Origin of the sequence: Streptomyces hilarionis, assembly GCF_024539675.1 — a bacterium.
In the GTDB taxonomy this organism is placed as follows: Bacteria; Actinomycetota; Actinomycetes; order Streptomycetales; family Streptomycetaceae; genus Streptomyces; species Streptomyces hilarionis.
On the sequence record NZ_JAHHIT010000037.1, the window covers coordinates 129,683 to 147,448 of the forward strand.

General features: G+C 71.8%; 18 protein-coding genes. 8 read left to right on the forward strand and 10 right to left on the reverse strand.

The window, feature by feature from the left end:
• Positions 1-100: 100 nt before the first annotated feature.
• From KMS84_RS06735 to KMS84_RS06770, 8 genes are all read right to left on the reverse strand, one after another.
• Entirely contained in the window at positions 101-937 is an 837-nt protein-coding gene (locus KMS84_RS06735) for an undecaprenyl-diphosphate phosphatase (RefSeq protein WP_256915136.1), read from the reverse strand.
• A gap of 106 nt (positions 938-1,043) precedes the next feature.
• Positions 1,044-1,409, reverse strand: coding sequence for a fluoride efflux transporter CrcB (gene crcB, locus KMS84_RS06740; protein WP_256915137.1), 366 nt, complete (start codon positions 1,407-1,409; stop codon positions 1,044-1,046).
• Positions 1,406-1,786, reverse strand: a complete 381-nt coding sequence (locus tag KMS84_RS06745; RefSeq protein WP_256915138.1) for a DUF190 domain-containing protein — start codon at positions 1,784-1,786, stop codon at positions 1,406-1,408. Before KMS84_RS06745 ends, crcB begins: the two co-directional genes overlap by 4 nt.
• Positions 1,783-2,238: a fluoride efflux transporter FluC gene (locus KMS84_RS06750; RefSeq protein ID WP_256915139.1), complete on the reverse strand. Its 456-nt coding sequence runs from the start codon at positions 2,236-2,238 to the stop codon at positions 1,783-1,785. Before KMS84_RS06750 ends, KMS84_RS06745 begins: the two co-directional genes overlap by 4 nt.
• 78 nt (positions 2,239-2,316) lie before the next feature.
• Positions 2,317-3,321, reverse strand: a complete 1,005-nt coding sequence (locus KMS84_RS06755) for an SMP-30/gluconolactonase/LRE family protein (RefSeq protein ID WP_256915140.1) — start codon at positions 3,319-3,321, stop codon at positions 2,317-2,319.
• A gap of 137 nt (positions 3,322-3,458) precedes the next feature.
• Positions 3,459-3,746, reverse strand: coding sequence for an ArsR family transcriptional regulator (locus KMS84_RS06760; protein WP_256915141.1), 288 nt, complete (start codon positions 3,744-3,746; stop codon positions 3,459-3,461).
• A gap of 210 nt (positions 3,747-3,956) precedes the next feature.
• Complete coding sequence (locus KMS84_RS06765) at positions 3,957-5,525, reverse strand: glycoside hydrolase family 53 protein (protein ID WP_256915142.1); 1,569 nt, start codon at positions 5,523-5,525, stop codon at positions 3,957-3,959.
• 101 nt (positions 5,526-5,626) lie between these two features.
• Positions 5,627-7,648 carry a beta-galactosidase gene (locus tag KMS84_RS06770; RefSeq protein WP_256915143.1) on the reverse strand — a complete coding sequence of 674 codons (2,022 nt, stop codon included), beginning with the start codon at positions 7,646-7,648 and terminating at the stop codon, positions 5,627-5,629.
• A 228-nt stretch (positions 7,649-7,876) separates the two neighbouring features.
• On the opposite strand from KMS84_RS06770, the gene KMS84_RS06775 reads away from it, so the two are divergent.
• The 6 genes from KMS84_RS06775 (at position 7,877) to KMS84_RS06800 (ending at position 13,095) form a co-directional block, all read left to right on the forward strand.
• Complete coding sequence (locus KMS84_RS06775) at positions 7,877-9,205, forward strand: extracellular solute-binding protein (protein ID WP_256915144.1); 1,329 nt, start codon at positions 7,877-7,879, stop codon at positions 9,203-9,205.
• Positions 9,202-10,128 carry a carbohydrate ABC transporter permease gene (locus KMS84_RS06780; RefSeq protein ID WP_256915145.1) on the forward strand — a complete coding sequence of 309 codons (927 nt, stop codon included), beginning with the start codon at positions 9,202-9,204 and terminating at the stop codon, positions 10,126-10,128. The genes KMS84_RS06775 and KMS84_RS06780 overlap by 4 nt, the downstream gene beginning before the upstream one ends.
• Entirely contained in the window at positions 10,125-11,030 is a 906-nt protein-coding gene (locus tag KMS84_RS06785) for a carbohydrate ABC transporter permease (RefSeq protein ID WP_256915146.1), read from the forward strand. Before KMS84_RS06780 ends, KMS84_RS06785 begins: the two co-directional genes overlap by 4 nt.
• The gene (locus KMS84_RS06790) at positions 11,027-12,061 is read left to right on the forward strand and encodes a LacI family DNA-binding transcriptional regulator (RefSeq protein WP_256915147.1); all 1,035 of its coding nucleotides are present in this window, start codon (positions 11,027-11,029) and stop codon (positions 12,059-12,061) included. Before KMS84_RS06785 ends, KMS84_RS06790 begins: the two co-directional genes overlap by 4 nt.
• Positions 12,062-12,274: 213 nt before the next feature.
• The gene (locus KMS84_RS06795; protein WP_256915148.1) at positions 12,275-12,625 is read left to right on the forward strand and encodes a VOC family protein; all 351 of its coding nucleotides are present in this window, start codon (positions 12,275-12,277) and stop codon (positions 12,623-12,625) included.
• A 77-nt stretch (positions 12,626-12,702) separates the two neighbouring features.
• Positions 12,703-13,095, forward strand: coding sequence for a MarR family winged helix-turn-helix transcriptional regulator (locus KMS84_RS06800; RefSeq protein WP_256915149.1), 393 nt, complete (start codon positions 12,703-12,705; stop codon positions 13,093-13,095).
• Between the two features lie 281 nt (positions 13,096-13,376).
• On the opposite strand, the gene KMS84_RS06805 is transcribed toward KMS84_RS06800, so the two are convergent.
• Entirely contained in the window at positions 13,377-13,775 is a 399-nt protein-coding gene (locus tag KMS84_RS06805) for an SseB family protein (protein WP_256915150.1), read from the reverse strand.
• Between the two features lie 176 nt (positions 13,776-13,951).
• Positions 13,952-14,569, reverse strand: coding sequence for a MerR family transcriptional regulator (locus KMS84_RS06810; protein WP_256915151.1), 618 nt, complete (start codon positions 14,567-14,569; stop codon positions 13,952-13,954).
• 115 nt (positions 14,570-14,684) lie between these two features.
• Between KMS84_RS06810 and KMS84_RS06815 the strand changes: the two genes are divergently transcribed.
• Together KMS84_RS06815 and KMS84_RS06820 are read left to right on the forward strand one after the other, a co-directional pair.
• Positions 14,685-16,163 carry an MFS transporter gene (locus KMS84_RS06815; protein WP_256915152.1) on the forward strand — a complete coding sequence of 493 codons (1,479 nt, stop codon included), beginning with the start codon at positions 14,685-14,687 and terminating at the stop codon, positions 16,161-16,163.
• 127 nt (positions 16,164-16,290) lie between these two features.
• Entirely contained in the window at positions 16,291-17,745 is a 1,455-nt protein-coding gene (locus KMS84_RS06820; protein ID WP_256915153.1) for a glyceraldehyde-3-phosphate dehydrogenase, read from the forward strand.
• The last annotated feature ends 21 nt before the right edge of the window (positions 17,746-17,766 follow it).

The following is a 17,766-nucleotide window of genomic DNA, read 5'->3' on the forward strand; positions in this document are numbered from 1 at the left end:
CTCCGGGGGGCGCGAGGGCCCTGTCAAGACGGACGAAAACAAAAATTCAGGGGGCGGGGCGCCTGAATGGCGACTTCCCGCCCCCTGAGGGAGCCACGGGTCAGCTGTCGAGGACCCCGGTGGCCAGCAGTCCGAAGAGCGCCAGACCGACGACGATGCGGTAGACGACGAACGCGTTGAACGAGTGCTTGGCCACGAACTTCAGCAGCCAGGCGATGGAGGCGTAGGCGACGACGAACGACACGGCCGTGCCGACGGCCAGGGGCGCCGCCCCCGCGCCGGTGCCCAGGGCGTCCTTCAGCTCGTAGATGCCGGCGCCGGTCAGGGCGGGGATGCCGAGGAAGAACGACAGCCGGGTGGCGGCGACCCGGTCCAGGTCGAGGATGAGCGCGGTGGACATCGTGGCGCCGGAGCGGGAGAAGCCGGGGAAGAGCAGCGCGAGGATCTGAGAACTGCCGACCAGCATCGCGTCCTTGAACGAGGTGTCGTCCTCGCCGCGCTTGTGCCGGCCCATCTGGTCGGCCGCCCACATCACGCCGCTGCCGACGAGCAGCGAGCCCGCGACCACCCACAGCGAGGCCAGCGGCCCCTCGATGAGCGGCTTGGCCGCGAGTCCCACGACGACGATCGGGATGGTCGCGTAGATCACCCACCAGGCGAACTTGTAGTCGTGGTGGTGGCGCTCCTCACGGTTGCGCAGCCCTCGGAACCAGGCCGAGACGATCCGCACGATGTCCTTGCGGAAGTACACGAGCACCGCGGCGATCGCGCCGACCTGGATGACGGCGGAGAAGCCGACGACGGCGTCGTCGTCGACCGGGATGTGCATCAGGCCTTCGGTGATCTTCAGATGGCCGGTCGAGGAGACGGGGAGGAACTCGGTCACTCCCTCGACGGCTCCGAGGACGACGGCTTGGCCGACGGAGATGGCGCTCATGGAATCCAGTTCTGAGAAGACGAATCGGTCGACAGCGTTGTAGACGGTGCGGTGTCGTGCACAGTCCTACCAGGCCCGCGGCAGGCCGGAAGCAGGCCCGATTCTGCTACGACCACGCCCACTGACCCAGCGCCACCCCCGCGGACGCGGCCCCCAGCCCCGCGACCACGCTCGCCGCGATGTTGGCGACGGCGTACAGCCCCGCCCCGGTCTCGGTCAGGCGCAGGGTCTCGTAGGAGAACGTGGAGTACGTGGTCAGCGCGCCGCACAGCCCCGTTCCCAGGAACAACCGCAGGTCGGGGGCGATGTCGGCGGCCCCGGTGAGCGTGCCGAGGATCAGGCAGCCGGTGACGTTGACGACGAAGGTGCCCCAGGGGAAGACCGAGTCGTGCCGGGACTGCACCGCGCGGTCGGTCAGGTACCGCAGCGGGGCGCCGATCATCCCGCCCACGACGACGAGCAGCCAGTTCACAACCAGTTCTTACCCTTCGTGCCCGAATCGTCCGGGTTCTCGCCGCGTCCCACGTACCTGATGACCTCGCACGGATCGAGGGTGACCATCCCCTCCGTGACCAGTTCGTCGAGCTGGGGCAGGAAGGCCCGCACCCGGTCCTCGGTGTCCACGACGACCACCGCCACCGGCAGGTCCTCGCTGAGCGAGAGCAGCCGGGAGGTGTGGATGCGCGAGGACGCGCCGAAGCCCTCGATGCCGCGGAAGACGCTGGCGCCGGCGAGCCCGGCGGCGTGGGCGCGGTGCACGATCTCGGTGTACAGGGGCTTGCGGTGCCAGGTGTCGTTCTCGCCGATCAGGACGGTCAGCCGCAGGGCACTGCCGGTCAGCCGGGTCATCGCCGCCTCCAGGAGAGGGCGCGGCGGGTCGCCGTGGCGGCGAGCCACACCGCGAAGAGGGCCGCGGACAGGGTCGCGGCGAGGTAGGCCAGGGCCGTCGCGGCGCTGCCCGCGCCGAACAGGGCCCGGATGTCGACGGCGTACGTCGAGAAGGTCGTGAAGCCGCCGAGCACGCCGGTGCCGAAGAAGGGCCGCACCAGCCGGTGAGCGCTCACCGCCTCGGTGACCAGCACCAGGAACACGCCGATCACCGCACATCCGGTGACGTTCACCCAGAACGTGGCCCAGGGGAACCCACCGCTTCGCGTGGGCCACCACAGCGCGGCCGCGTAGCGGGCGGCGGCGCCGAGGCCCCCGCCGAGGGCCACGACCGCGACCACCGGGAGCTGCCCCGGCGCGTGCGGCGCGCGCGGGGCGCCGGTACGGAGACTTCCGGTCTCCGGAGCTGTCATGTCGTACGTCTCCCGCTCGGTCCGGGACCGCTCGACCGCTTCGGGGTGATCACGGCCGGGCACCAGCGTAACCCCGTCTCACCGGGGCACGGGCGCCTCGCAGACCGCGAGGCCGCGCTCGACGAGGCTGCCCAGGACCAGCAGTCCGCCGGTCTCGCAGACGCTGGTGACCATGCGGAACGCCGAGCGCCGACGGGTGGGGACGGACGCCCCCGCGCCCGAGCGCAGCGGGGAGTACGGGACGACCGTGCGGCCGTCGTCGTCGACGGCGAGCACCCCGGTGTCCCCCCAGGGGCGGTAGGGGGCGTGGACGGCCAGGCGGGCGGCGCGGCGGCGCACGGCGGGGCCGGCGCGGTGCAGAAGGTCGAGCGGGGGCACGCGGGGTCCGGCCATCGCCACCCAGACCGGGCCGTCGGACGCGCCGCGCCACATGTTGTCCGGGAACCCCGGCAGCCGCTCGACCAGCGGCTCGGGCCGCCCGGCGCGGGGGCCGGCGAGAGGGAAGCGGGTGAGGCGGCGGGCGCCGGTCTCGGCGACGATCAGGAACGAGTCGTCGGCGCCGCGTACCAGGCCGTTGGCGAACTGCAGTCCCTCCAGGACGACTTCGGCCTCGCGGGCGCCGGGTTCGAGGCGCAGCAGGCGTCCGGTGCCGGTGTGCTCGACGATGTCGCCCATCCAGTCCTCGAGGGGATGGACCGTGCTGGAGACGGTGAAGTAGAGCGTGCCGTCGGGCAGGGCGACGACGTTGCTGCAGAAGCGCAGCCGCTCCCCCGCCGCCGACTCGGCCAGGACCCGCACCGCGCCCGGGCCGCCGCCGAGGCCGACGCGCAGGAGGGCGCCGTCGGCGCTGCACACCAGCAGGTCGCCGTCCGGGAGGAGTTCGAGGCCCAGCGGGCGGCCGTCGATCCGCGCGAGGTGCTCGACGCGGGCCGTCCGCGGGTCGTCCAGACCGTCCACCCGCAGGATCCGTCCGTCCGCCACCGCGGTCAGCACCCGGCCCTCGGGATCGGCGACGACGTCCTCGGGACCGCGGCCGGGCAGCGAGACGTACCGGAGAGGGACGAGAGCCGCGCGACGGTCCATGGGGTCCGCCCTTCCTGAAGGAGGCGGCCATCCTCCCAGGGCCGCCGGGCTCCGGCGGAGCGGGGTCGTGGACGTCCGCCGCTCCCGCTCCCCGCCGGACGGCCCCGCCGCCCTGCGCCGTTCCCGACCGGGGCCGGCTACCAGCCTTTGTCGAACATGCGGGCCACTTCCGCGATGCGCATCTCGTCGCGTCGGTAGTAGGTGCGTCGCCTGATCCGCTTGGCGCGCAGCAGGCCGAGGTGGGCGAGCAGGACGAGGTGGGTGTTCGCCACCTGCCGGCGCACGCCGAGTTTCGTGGCGATGACGTCGGCGGGGACGCCGTCCTCGACGGGGTCGCCGTGGCGCTGCGGCGGGAAGTGCCGGGCCGGCTCCTTCAGCCACTCCAGGATGTCCAGCCGCCTCTCGCTCACCGGAGTCCTCAGCATCCTCGGCCCCCCTCCGCCCCGGCTCGGGGCTCCGTCGTACCGCGCCTTTCCACTCTCGCGCAGTCGGGGCCGCCGTGTCCCGCACTCCGGGAGCCTTGGCCGGGATGCAACACCCGCGCCGCGCCCGGCTGTTCGCCATGGGGCGCGCGGGACGGACAGGGGCCCGGCCGCGTGGTGCGGACGGGCCCCTGCGCGCGTCGGTGCGGCGACTCAGCGGTGGCGGAACCACGCCAGGGAGGACAGCGCCCTGTCGTCGTAGCCGAACAGCGCCTGGTTCTCCCAGCCGTTGCCGGAGGCGGCGTCGGCCGGGTCCCAGCCGTTGCCCGCGACGGCCGTCCAGGTCGCCTCCCAGTAGAAGACGCCGAGGCCGCGGCCGCCGGGGACGGCCTCCACGAGGTTCGCGACGGTGTTCATCCAGGCGAGCTGTCCTGCGGCGGAAGCCGGATAGCCGGCGACCAGCTCGCCCGTGGTGTCGATCTGGTCGACGAGGAAGTCGTCGCTGTCGAGACGGAAGGGGTAGGCCGTCTCGGCGATGTAGACCGGCTTGGCGTAGCGGGCGGCCACGTCGTCGAGGGTGGTCTGGGCGGCGGCCGGCGAGCCGTGCCAGTAGCCGTAGTACGACAGGCCGATCACGTCGTAGGCGACGCCGTGCGTCCTGGCGTTGTCGAACCACCAGCGCACGGTGGCGTCGTCCCCGGCGTTCGCCAGGTGCAGGGCGACCCGGGTGCCGGAGGAGACCGCCTTGACGGCGTCGTAGCCGGAGTTGAGGAGTCCGGCGAGCTGGGGCCAGTTGTCCGTGGACCCCTCGGACCAGAGCATGCCGCCGTTGATCTCGTTGCCGACCTGGACCATGTCGGCCGTGGTGCCCTGGGACTTGAGGGCGTTGAGGACGTCGTAGGTGTGGTGATAGACGTCGGTCTTCAGTTGACCGTAGGAGTGGCCGGTCCAGGCGGCGGGCTTGGTCTGCTTGCCCGGGTCGGCCCAGGTGTCGGAGTAGTGGAAGTCGACCAGCAGCTTCATGCCCGCGGCCTTGATCCGCCTGGCCATGGCCAGCACGTGCGCCTTGTCGTTGTAGCCGTCGGCGGGGTCGACCCACACCTTCAGGCGCGCGTAGTTCATCCCGGCGTCCCGCAGGATGGCGACCGCGTCGCCACGGGATCCGGAAGCGGTCCTGTAGACACCGCCCTTGGCCTCGCTCTTGGCGAGGGAGGAGATGTCCGCGCCCTTGACGGACAGACCCGTCGAGCCCGGGGTGAAGGTCAGGTCGTCGACGTTGATCCAGTTGCCGGCGTTCGCGTCACTGTTGACGCTGATGGTGCACTGACTGTTGGTCACCTTGATCGACGTGACGATCCGCACCCAACTGCTGGACGACACCGGCAGGTCGGTGCGCTGCTCGGCGCTGCCGCAGTTCTTCAGGGCCAGGTACGCGGCCTTCTGACCGCCGCCCGAGCGCACCCAGGCGGTCAGTGTGTAGGGGCCGTTGGCGAGCCCGGACAGGTACTGGTACGTCTCGACCTTGTAGGCGGAGGCCGACCAGTGCGAGAGGCGGTAGCCTCCGCCGTGGCCGCCGGGCTCGGTGAAGGAGGCGGAGTTCTGGCCGGCCGCCGAGTAGGTCGACCAGCCGGCCGGCGTCGCGGTGCCGGTCGCGTCGGTCTCGAAGCCCGCGTTGGCGAGGGTGGCGGCCGCCCGCGCGCTCTGCGCGGGCAGGGCGGTGAGCGCGAGCCCGGCGGCGAGCGGCAGCAGCAGGGCCTTGAGGGTGCGTCTGGGATGGAACATCGTCGTCCGTCGTCCCTTCGACGTGGTGGGTGGGTTCCCTCGGGGGCGAGGGGCCCCCTCCGCCCGCGGCTCGCGGCTCCACGGGCGAAGGGGGAGTCGGCTCAGCCGTCGAGTCGCACGACCCGGACGGCTCCGGCCGGGACCGCCAGGCGGCCCGCGGCGCGTTCGCCCGTCAGCAGTTCGTCGCCGGACGTCTCCAGCGGCACCTTGGCGTCGACGGCGGTGTGGTTGATCGCGAAGAGGTAGCTGCCGGTCTCGCCGGAGCGGCGCACGACCTCGACGTCGCGGGGCAGGCCCGCGCGCGGGGCGATCCGCGCGTCCTCGGCGGCCCGGCCGAGCACGACGTCCAGGCCGTCCTGGCCGAGGCGGGTGGAGACGTACCACGCGACGCCCTCGCCGAGGCGGTGCCGGGTGACGGCGGGGCGGCCCGCGGCCAGGCCGTCGGCGTAGCGCCAGACGGTCTCGGCGCCGCGCGGCACGACGAACTCGGTCCACACGTCGCCGTCGAGGTCCCGCCCGTCGGGGCCGGTCAGCCGCACGCTCTCGCCCTGGAGCAGTGGGGAGAACTCCTCGACGGTCAGGCCGAGGACGTCGCGCAGCGCACCCGGGTAGGCCCCCTCGTGGACGGCGTCGTGCTCGTCGACGATGCCCGAGAAGTACGACACCACCAGGGTGCCGCCGCGCTCCACGTACGCCTTGAGGTCGGCTCCGGCCTTCTGCGTCATGAGGTAGAGAGCGGGCACGACGACCAGCGGATACGCGGACAGGTCGGTCTCGGGGCGGGCGAAGTCGACCGTGAGGTGGCGGTCGTAGAGGGCCTCGTAGAAGGCGTCGGCGCGCTCGCGCGGGTCGGCGTCCTCGCTGGGGCGCCAGGCGAGGTTCTGCGCCCACCAGGACTGCCAGTCCCACAGCACGGCCACGTCGGCCTCGGTGCGGGTGCCGCGCACGGCGGCGAGGGAGTCGAGCGAGGCGCCGAGTTCGACGACCTCGCGCCACACGCGCGTGTCGGCGCCGCCGTGCGGGACCATCGCCGAGTGGAACTTCTCGGCGCCGCGCCGGGACTGCCGCCACTGGAAGAACATGGCGCCCTCGGAGCCGCGGGCCACGTGCGCCAGGGAGTTGCGGGCCATCTGACCGGGCGCCTTGGCGGGGTTGCGCGGCTGCCAGTTGACGCCCGAGGTGGAGTGCTCCAGCAGGATCCAGGGCGCGCCGGCGCCGACGGAGCGGGTGAGGTCGGCGGCCATCGCGAGGTTCACGTGGGTGCGGCGGCCGTCGGTGATCAGGTAGTGGTCGTTGGTGACGATGTCGACCTCGCGGCCCCAGGCCCAGTAGTCGACGGAGTCGCACTGGCTGAGGGCGGTCATGAAGTTGGTCGTCACCGGGACGCCGGGCGCGAGGCGGTGCAGGATGTCGCGCTCGGCGCGGAAGTTCTCGCGCATGGTGGCGTCGGCGAACCGCTTGTAGTCCAGGGCCTGGCCCGGGTTGCCGACGGTCGGGGTGACCCGCGGCGGGTTGACGTCCTCGAGGCGGGCGTAGCGCTGGCCCCAGAAGGCGGTCCCCCAGGCCTCGTTGACCGCGTCGACCGTGCCGTAGACCGTCGCCAGCCAGCGGCGGAAGTGGGCGGCGCAGGAGTCGCAGTAGCAGGCGGAGACGGGGACGCCGTACTCGTTGTGCACGTGCCACATCGCCAGCGCCGGGTGGTCGGCGTACCGCTCGGCCAGGCGCGTGGTGATGTCCGCCGCGGCCGCGCGGTAGTGCGCGTTGCTGTGGCATATCGCGCCGCGGGAGCCGAACTCGTGGCGCACGCCCTCGGCGGTGACGGGCAGGGCGTCGGGATGGTCGCGGTAGAACCACACGGGAGGGGCGACCGTGGGCGTGCCCAGGTCCACGCGGATGCCGTTGTCGTGCAACAGGCCGAGGACGCGGTCGAGCCAGCCGAAGTCGTGGACGCCCGGCGCGGGCTCCAGCAGCGCCCAGGAGAAGATCCCGACGCTGACCATGGTGACGCCGGCCTCCCGCATCAGCCGGACGTCGTCCTGCCAGACGGTTTCCGGCCACTGCTCGGGGTTGTAGTCCCCCCCGAAGGCGAGCCTGGCGAGGCCCTTGGGGCTGGTCTCCGGCATGGATGTCTCCCGTTTAATCGCTCATTTGGGAACGTGCACACACTGCGACGGCGTTCGGAGCCCAACATAACCGCACAGCAACAACCATTGACAAGTGTCCGGGATGTTTCTCTACTGTGAACGCTCACAGACAGCATGACGGGCCCCGGCGACGGTCGGGCCCCCGGTCGTGCGATTCGCATGGCAGGTTTCCGCATCGGGTGGAAACCCAGGTCAGGGGAGAGATCCATGCCCAACACGAAGCGTCGGCGGCTCCTTGTCCACGGCGCGGCCTCCGTTCTCGCCGTCACCCTCGGCGCCACCGCACTCACCGCCTGCGGCTCGTCCGACGACGGCTCCGACGCGGCCGGCCCCGTCTCGCTCACGTACTGGACGTGGACGCCCGGCATGGACAAGGTCGTCGACCTGTGGAACAAGGGCCAGGGCAGCAAGGACCGGATCACCGTCACGGTGAAGAAGCAGGCGTCCGGCGACACCCTGATCACCAAGATCCTCACCGCGCACAAGGCCGGCAAGGCCCCGGACCTGGTGCAGGCCGAGTACCAGGCGCTGCCGACGCTGGTCAGCAACGACGCGCTGGCCGACATAGCGAAGAACGTCGGGGACGCGAAGGCGAAGTTCGCCGACGGGGTCTGGCAGCAGACGACGCTCGGCACGGACGCCGTCTACGCGGTGCCGCAGGACATCGGCCCGATGATGTTCTACTACCGCGCGGACCTCTTCAAGAAGTACGGACTGACCGTCCCCACCACGTGGGAGCAGTTCGCCGAGACCGCGCGCGCACTGAAGAAGAAGTCCCCCGGCACGGACCTGACCACGTTCTCCGCCAACGACTCGGGCCTCTTCGCGGGCCTCGCCCAGCAGGCCGGCGCCAAGTGGTGGACCACCTCCGGGGACAAGTGGCGGGTCGCCGTCGACGACGCGGCCACCAGGAAGGTCGCCGACTTCTGGGGCGGCCTCGTCAAGGAGGGCGCGATCGACAACCAGCCCATGTACACCCCGGCCTGGAACAAGGCGCTCGACACCGGCAAGCAGATCGCCTGGGTCTCCGCCGTCTGGGCCCCCGGCACCCTGACCACCGCCGCGCCCGACACCAAGGGCAAGTGGGCCATGGCGCCGCTCCCCCAGTGGTCGAACAGTGAGAACGTCACCGGCAGCTGGGGCGGCTCCTCCACCGCCGTCACGACGGACTCCCGGCACAAGGAGGCCGCCGCGAAGTTCGCCGCCTGGCTGAACACCGACGGCGACGCGCTCAACGCCCTGGCCAAGGAGGGCGGCATCTATCCCGCCTCCACCTCCGCCCAGCTCAGCGGCGCCTTCACCACCCCGCCGGACTACTTCGCCGACCAGCCGGACTTCTACACCCTGGCCGCCAGGATCGCGAAGACGACGGCGCCCTCGGCCTGGGGCCCGAACGTGAACGTGGCCTACACGACCTTCAAGGACGCCTTCGGCGCCGCCGCCAAGGACAGGTCGGACTTCTCCGCGGCGCTGGCGAAGATGCAGTCGGCCACCGTCGCCGACATGAAGAAGCAGGGCTTCGAGGTCTCCGAGTGACCACCGCACACCGCCGGAGGTCGTACGGGGTCGAGGGGGCCCCGTACGGCTTCCTCCTCCCGGCGACGATCCTCTTCGCGCTCTTCTTCGCGCTGCCCATCGGATACGCGGTGTGGCTCAGCCTCCACAAGGTGCACGTCTCGGGGCTCGGCCTGGGCTCGGGCGCCCGCAAGGAGGTCTGGGCCGGCGTCGAGAACTACACCGACGCCCTCACCGACGGCGAACTGCTCGACGGCGCCCTGCGCGTCCTCGGCTACGGCTGCATCGTCGTCCCGGTGATGCTCGGCCTGGCGCTGCTGTTCGCGCTGATGCTCGACTCCGACCGGGTGCGGCTCGCCCCGTTCACCCGGCTCGCGATCTTCCTGCCGTACGCCGTCCCGGGCGTCGTCGCGGCCCTGCTGTGGGGCTTCCTCTACCTGCCGGACGTCAGCCCCTTCTACTTCGTCCTCGACAGGCTGGGCCTGCCGCAGCCGGATCTCCTGGACGGCGGCCCGCTCTACCTGGCCCTGTCGAACATCGCGATCTGGGGCGGCACCGGCTTCAACATGATCGTCATCTACACCTCGCTCCAGGCCATCCCCGCCGAGGTGTACGAGGCGGCGAAGCTGGACGGGGCCACCCCGCTGCAGACGGCGCTCAGGATCAAGATCCCGATGGTGGCGCCCTCGCTGGTGCTCACGTTCTTCTTCTCGATCATCGCCACCCTCCAGGTGTTCAGCGAACCCACCACGCTGAAGCCGCTCACCAACTCCGTGTCCACGACCTGGAGTCCGCTGATGAAGGTGTACCGGGACGCGTTCGGCACCGGCGACGTCTACCAGGCGGCCGCCGAGGCCGTGATCATCGCGCTCGCCACGCTGGTGCTGTCCTTCGGTTTCCTGCGGGGCGCGAACCGTCGCAACAAGCAGGAGGCAGCGCGATGACGTCTCTCGCCGTTCCCGAGGCCCCTTCGGCGGCCGGAACCGCCGACGCGACCCGCGGGCGTCCGCCGCTGCGCCGCCGGATCGCCCCCGTCCCGACGCTCACGCTGCTGCTGGGGGCGCTGTACTGCCTGCTGCCCGTGGCGTGGGTGGTGATCGCGTCCACCAAGTCCGGGCGCGAGCTGTTCACCACGTTCACGTTCGCGCCGGGCACGGGCTTCACCGACAACCTCAGGGATCTCGACGCCTACCGCGACGGCGTCTACTGGCGGTGGATGGGCAACTCCGCCCTCTACGCCGGTCTGGGCGCCCTGCTGTCGACGTGCGTGTCGGCGGTCAGCGGCTACGCCCTGGCCACCTACCGCTTCCGCGGCCGCGAGACGATGTTCAACGTCTTGCTGGCGGGCGTGCTGATGCCGCCGATCATTCTCGCCGTGCCGCAGTACCTGCTGCTGGCGAAGGCCGACCTCACGGACTCGTACCTGTCGGTGCTGCTGCCGCAGATCCTTTCCCCCTACGGCGTGTACCTGGCGCGCATCTACGCCGCCGCGGCCGTTCCGGCGGACGTGGTGGAGGCCGGCCGCATGGACGGGGCGGGCGAGTGGCGGATCTTCACCCGGATCGCGCTGCCGATGATGATCCCGGGCCTGGTCACGGTGTTCCTGTTCCAGTTCGTCGCCGTGTGGAACAACTTCCTGCTGCCGTACATCATGCTGAGCGACGACGAGAAGTTCCCGATCACCCTCGGGCTGTTCACGCTCCTGGAACAGGGCGCCAACACCCCCGCGCTGTACACGCTGGTGATCACCGGCGCGCTCCTCGCGGTGGTCCCGCTGGTGGCGCTCTTCCTGGTGGTCCAGCGGTTCTGGAGTCTGGATCTGCTCTCCGGAGCCGTAAAGTCATGATTATGAACAAGGGGGCCGGGGGCCGGCGCAAACCGCCGACCATCCACGACGTGGCGCGGGAGGCGGGCGTCTCGCGCGGCACCGTCTCGCGCGTGCTCAACGGCGGGCACTACGTCAGCCCGACCGCGGCCGAGGCGGTCAACGCCGCGATCCGCAGGACGGGTTACGTCGTCAACCGGCACGCACGCTCGCTGATCACCGGCCGCTCCGACTCCGTGGGCTTCCTGCTGACGGAGCCTCAGGAACGGTTCTTCGAGGACCCCAACTTCAACGTCCTGCTGCGCGGCTGCACCCAGGCGCTGGCCGCGCACGACGTCCCCCTGCTGCTGATGCTGGCGGGGACCGAGGACGAGCGGCGGCGCATCACGCGGTACATCACCGCCGGGCACGTCGACGGGGTGCTGCTGGTCTCCAGCCACTCCGGCGACCCGATCGCGACGGAGCTGCGCGAGGCGGGCGTGCCGCTGGTCGCCTGCGGCAAGCCGATCGGCATCGGCTCCAAGGTGAGCTACGTGGCCGCCGACGACCGGGACGGCGCCCGGGACATGGTGCGCCATCTGCTCGCCCAGGGCCGCCGGCACGTGGGCGTGGTCACCGGGCCGCTCGACACCCCCGGCGGCGTGGAGCGACTGGCCGGGTACCGGGAGGTGCTCGCCGAGGCCGGCGTCGCCCACGACGAGCGGTTGGTGGTCTCCGGCGACTACAGCCGGGCGAGCGGCGAGGCGGGCGCCGAGCTGCTGCTGGCGCGGGCGCCGGAGCTGGACGCGGTGTTCGTCGCGTCCGACCTGATGGCACAGGGCGTCCTCGCGGCGCTGCACCGGGCGGGCCGGCGGGTGCCGCAGGACGTCGCGGTGGGCGGTTTCGACGACTCCCCCGCGGCGACCGCGGCCAGCCCCTCCCTGACCACCATCCGCCAGCCCTGGGACCGCATCAGCAGTGAGATGGTCCGCGTGCTGCTCGCCCAGATCGGGGGCGAGGACCCCGCGGCGGTCATCCTGCCGACGGAACTGGTCAGGCGCGAGTCGGCCTGACGACACGGCGGCCGGCGCCGCCGCGACAGGCGGGGGGCGCCGGACGGGGGACAGACGGACGGCGGGGGCCCTTCGTCCGGACGACGGTGGATTTCTTCGTCCGGACGGCGGACCGGTCAGGATCGGAGAAGCCCTCGGCCCCCGGCCCCGCCTAGCGTGAGAGGTGCGAGAACACGGACCGTGTTCGCGCGCACCGCACACGAGGAGAACGCCATGACCGCCGGCCTTCAGACCATCATGTACCCCGTCAAGGACCTCGACCGGGCGAAGGCCCTGTTCAGCGCGCTGCTGGAGGTCGAGCCGTACGCCGACGAGCCCTACTACGTCGGCTACAAGGCCGCCGGTCAGGACGTCGGCCTCGACCCCAGCGGGCACGCCAAGGGCATGACCGGACCGGTCCCGTACTGGCACGTCACGGACCTGCGCGAGCGGCTCGCGGCGCTGCTGGCGGCGGGCGCGGAGCTGGTGCAGGACGCTCAGGACGTCGGCGGCGGCAGGCTGATCGCCTTCGTGAAGGACGCGGACGGCAACCTCGTGGGACTGCTCCAGGACCCGACCGCCTGAGCACGGTCACCAGCGACTGCTTGCACCCGCACTAGTTGCACCGTCAAGGAATAGCCCGATCGGTGTACCGTGCGGGTATGGCAGCGAAAACGGCCGGGGCGGGCCTCGAGGAGCAGTGGCGGGACATCCTGTCGGTGCACGCGCGCACGATGTGCGAGATCGACCGGGCGCTCCATCCGCACGGCCTCGGCGCGAGCGATTTCGAGGTGCTCGACATCCTCGCCTCCGAGGCGCCCCGGGACGGCGACCAGTGCCGGGTGCAGAACCTCGTCGGTCGGGTGCACCTGAGCCAGAGCGCGTTGTCCCGGCTCATCGGCCGCCTGGAGAAGGAGGGCCTGGTGGAGCGGTCCGTCTGCATGGAGGACCGCCGCGGGGTGTACGTCGCCCTGACCCCCAAGGGCCGTGACCTGTACACCGAGGTGCTGCCGCTCCAGCGGCAGGCGCTGGAGCGGACGCTCGCCCAGCCCTGACCCGGCGTACGCGCCGACGGTCGCCGCAGGACCGGGAGCCCGTGCCGCCGAGGGCGCGGCGCGGCGATGCCGCACGGCTCGTCCCATGGCGCCGGCGCGCGGGCTCGACGCGGGGCGCCCGGCTCCGCGGCCCACACGTCACGGCGTCCCCGGCGCCCACCGCGTCACGCCGTCCCCGGCGACGACGGCCGTAGGGACGGCGCACGCCTCGCCGGGGCGCGGGGCCGGGCCCGCGACCGGCGTGACGCAGCGCGGCGGGAAGGGGTCCCGCCTGCTGTTCCTCAGCGGACGAGCAGGGTGCGCACCCCTTCGGAGGTCAGCGTCAACGGGTGGTCGCCGCCCCCGTCGATCGAGAGGGACAGCTCTCCGGTGGGCCACTGGGCGGCGAGCGCCGCAAGCGGCACCAGGCGATAGCGGTCGATCTCCGGCAGGAGGTCGGCCATCTCCGGCTCGGAGGTGAACACCGGCACCACGGGCGCGCCCCCGGGCTGTTCGAGCACCGGCAGGGCGACCGTGGTCGGGTCGGTGACGTCCTCGTCGGTGGCGTCCTCCGGCACCGGCACGAGCACGTCGCAGTGCGCGAGCGTGTCCAGTGCGACGGTGTTCCCGGTGTCCCGGGCCAGCGCGTCCAGCGCAAGGGCGGCGGGATTGTTCGAGCGGTCGTGCGCGGGTGTCTCCATGGAACCTCCCTGGTAGCGGCGGTCCGGCCTCGCGTACCCGACCGTGCGGGGCTCAATCCCCCCCCGCCCGACGGCCGCCGGGCGGGGGCCCGGCATCCGCCCCTCGGCCCTGTGGGGCGTCCCCGGGGCCCGGCCCGGGCACCGGGGTGTGCGGGACCTTCCCGCGCCTCCGTCGGTCAGGGCAGGTGACGGCGGGCCGACTCGTTCTCCTGAGCCATGCGCCGCAGGGCCATCAGCGCGGGCTCGAGGAGGACGGTCAGCAGCAGGGCGCGCTCGGCGGTCTCCAACGGGTCGTCCAGTCCGTCGAGTTGGTCGAGGTCGAGGACCGCGGTGCGTTCGGCGAGCCGCGCGTAGGGCAGGAGGGTGCGCCAGTCCAGCGGGACGCCGAGGGCGCGCAGGGAGCTCAGGGTCTCGGCGAGGACGGCGCGGGCGGGCGCGGCCTCGTGCACGCGCCAGTCCAGTTCCTCGACGAGTTCCGCGACGTCGGCCGCCTGCGGAGCGTCCTCGGCGGGTTTCCCGCCCACGCGGACGGACCCCAGGGCCACGCCCAGCAGACGGTGGGTGTCGTCCGCGTGCTCCTCGAGGGCGTCGAGCACCTCCCGGGTGGCGCCGACCGACAGACCGCGCACGCCGGTCAGCGCACGGATCAGCCGCAGCCGGTGCAGGTGGTGGTCGTCGTACTCGGCCTGGGTGGCGGCGGTCTGCCGGCCCGGCGGGAGGAGCCCCTCGCGCAGGTAGTACTTGATCGTCGTCACGGAGACGCCGCTGTGGCGGCTCAGTTCGGAGATGCGCATGCGATCGGCTCCGGTTCGGTGTCGCGTCTTGCCACGAATATTGGATACCTCTACTCTCCAATATGGAGAGTAGAGGTATCCAATATCCCATGCCGCCGGAGAGAAGGCATCAGCCATGACGCTGTCCGAGAAGAGCCCGGTCCTCGACGAACCGGCCGCCGACGCCCCGCCGCCCGAGCGCCGCCGCATACCCCTGTGGCTCGCGATCGTCGCCGCGAGCGTGCCGATGTTCATGGTCGCGCTCGACAACCTCGTCGTCTCCACGGCCCTGCGCACCCTGGCCGTCGACCTGCGGGCGGACACCCAGGAGCTGCAGTGGTTCGTCAACGCGTACGTGCTGAGCTTCGCCTGTCTGCTCATGACCGGCGCCGCGCTCGGCGACCGGTTCGGACGGCGGCGGGTCTTCGTCGCCGGCATCGCCGTGTTCACCCTGGCCTCCGTCGGCTGCGGCCTCGCCGACACCAGCGCCCAACTGATCGCCTTCCGCACCGTGCAGGGATTCGGCGCGGCGGCCGTGATGCCGCTGTCGCTGACCCTGCTCTCCCAGGCCGTGCCGGACCGGCTGCGCGGCATGGCGCTCGGCGTGTGGTCCGGCATCAGCGGTCTGGCCGTGGCGATGGGCCCGGTCGTCGGCGGCGCGGTCGTCGACGGTCTGGACTGGCGCTGGATCTTCTGGATCAACGTGCCGGTGTGCGTGGTCGCGATCCCGCTGGTCCTGTTCGCCCTGCGGGAGAGCTCGCTGCCCGGCGTCCGGCTCGACCTCGTCGGCATGGTGCTCGCCGCGGCCGGTCTGTGCGCGGTGGTGTGGGCGATCGTGCACGGCGAGCCGGACGGCTGGACGTCGGCGAAGGTGCTCGGCGCGTTCACCGCGGGCGCGGCGCTGCTGGCCGCGTTCGTCGGCTGGGAGGCGCGGACGCCGGAGCCGATGCTGCCGCTGTCGTTCTACCGGGTGCGGTCGTTCACCCTCACCAACATCGTCTCGGCCACCATGTACTTCGGCGTCTTCGGCTCCCTGTTCCTGCTGGCCCAGTACCTGCAGATCGTGCCGGCCCGCACGCCGCTGGAGGCCGGCGTGCGCACCCTGGCCTGGACGCTGATGCCGATGTTCGTCGCTCCCGTCGCCGGCCTGCTGACGGACCGGGTCGGGGGCGGCCGGCTGATGGCCCTCGGCCTGTTCCTCCAGGGGGTCGGCCTGGGCTGGATCAACCTGGTCGCCGGCGTCGACACCGAGTACTCCGCGCTCGTCGGACCGATGATCGTGGCCGGCGTCGGCATGGGCTTCGTGTTCGCGCCGACGGCGGCGGTCGTGCTCGGCTCGGTCGCACGCGGTCACGCGGGCAAGGCCTCGGGCGCGAACACCACGGTCCGCGAGATCGGCGGCGCCCTCGGCATCGCCGTGCTGAGCACGGTGTTCGTGGCCCACGGCAGCACCCGGGGACCGCAGCAGTTCGTGGACGGACTGCATCCCGCGGTGTGGATCGGCGTCGCCGTGGTGTTCGCCGGCGCCCTGTGCGCTCTCGGCATCCCGCGTCGGCAGCAGTCCCCGGAACAGGTCCCCGGGCAGCCCTCGGCGGGCGGCTCGGCCGCCGGCTGACACGGCGGCCTCCGGTCCGGGGCCCGCGCCCCGGACACCCGTCGCACACCTGAGCGCGGGCCCGCTGGAATGATCGAAAATCCGTAGGGTTAGCATATGAGCGCCACCTAGCTCGAAAGATAGGCCCGTGACGCTCAACGACGATTCGTTCACTGACTGGAAGAACCGCGAGGAGATCGCGGAGTCGATGATCCCGATGATCGGGAAGCTGCACCGCGAGCGGGACGTGACCGTCCTGCTGCACAGCCGCTCCCTGGTGAACAAGTCGGTGGTCAGCATCCTCAAGACCCACCGGTTCGCCCGGCAGATCGCGGGCGAGGAGCTCTCGGTCACCGAGACGCTGCCGTTCCTGGAGGCCCTCACCACCCTGGACCTCGGTCCGGCCCAGATCGACATCGGCATCCTCGCCGAGAGCCACCGCGCCGACGACCGCGGTCTGTCGGTGCTGGACTTCACCGCCGAGGCCGTCGCCGGCGCCACGGGCGCCAACAAGATCGACCGTCGCGAGCCGCGCGACGTCGTCCTGTACGGCTTCGGCCGCATCGGCCGGCTCGTCGCCCGGCTGCTGATCGAGAAGTCCGGCTCGGGCAACGGCCTGCGACTGCGCGCCATCGTGGTGCGCGGCGGCGGGTCCCGGGCCGCCGACGACCTCGTCAAGCGGGCCTCGCTGCTGCGCCGCGACTCCGTGCACGGCCAGTTCCAGGGCACGATCACGGTCGACGAGGCCAACAACCGCATCATCGCCAACGGCAACGAGATCACGGTCATCTACGCCGACGATCCGTCCGAGATCGACTACACGGCGTACGGCATCGACAACGCCATCCTGATCGACAACACCGGCAAGTGGCGCGACCGCGAGGGACTCTCGCAGCACCTGCGGCCCGGCGTCGACAAGGTCGTGCTGACCGCGCCCGGCAAGGGCGACGTGCCGAACATCGTCCACGGCGTCAACCACGACACCATCAAGCCGGAGGAGCAGATCCTGTCCTGCGCCTCCTGCACCACCAACGCGATCGTCCCGCCGCTGAAGGCGATGAACGACGAGTACGGCGTGCTGCGCGGCCACGTGGAAACGGTCCACTCGTTCACCAACGACCAGAACCTGCTGGACAACTACCACAAGGCGGACCGGCGGGGCCGTTCGGCGCCGCTGAACATGGTCATCACCGAAACCGGCGCGGCGTCCGCGGTCGCCAAGGCGCTGCCCGAGCTCCAGGCGCCGATCACCGGCAGCTCGATCCGCGTGCCGGTGCCGGACGTCTCGATCGCGATCCTGAGCCTGCGGCTCGGCCGCGAGACCGACCGCGAGGAGGTCCTCGAGTACCTGCGCGGCGTGTCGCTGACCTCGCCGCTGCGGCGTCAGATCGACTTCACCACGGCGCCGGACGCGGTCTCGATGGACTTCATCGGGTCGCGCCACGCCTCGATCATCGACGCCGGCGCCACCAAGGTCGACGGGGACAACGCGATCCTCTACCTCTGGTACGACAACGAGTTCGGCTACTCCTGCCAGGTCGTCCGCGTCGTCCAGCACGTCTCGGGCGTGGAGTACCCGACGTACCCGGCGACGAGCGTCTGACCGTCCCCCGCCGACGCCGGA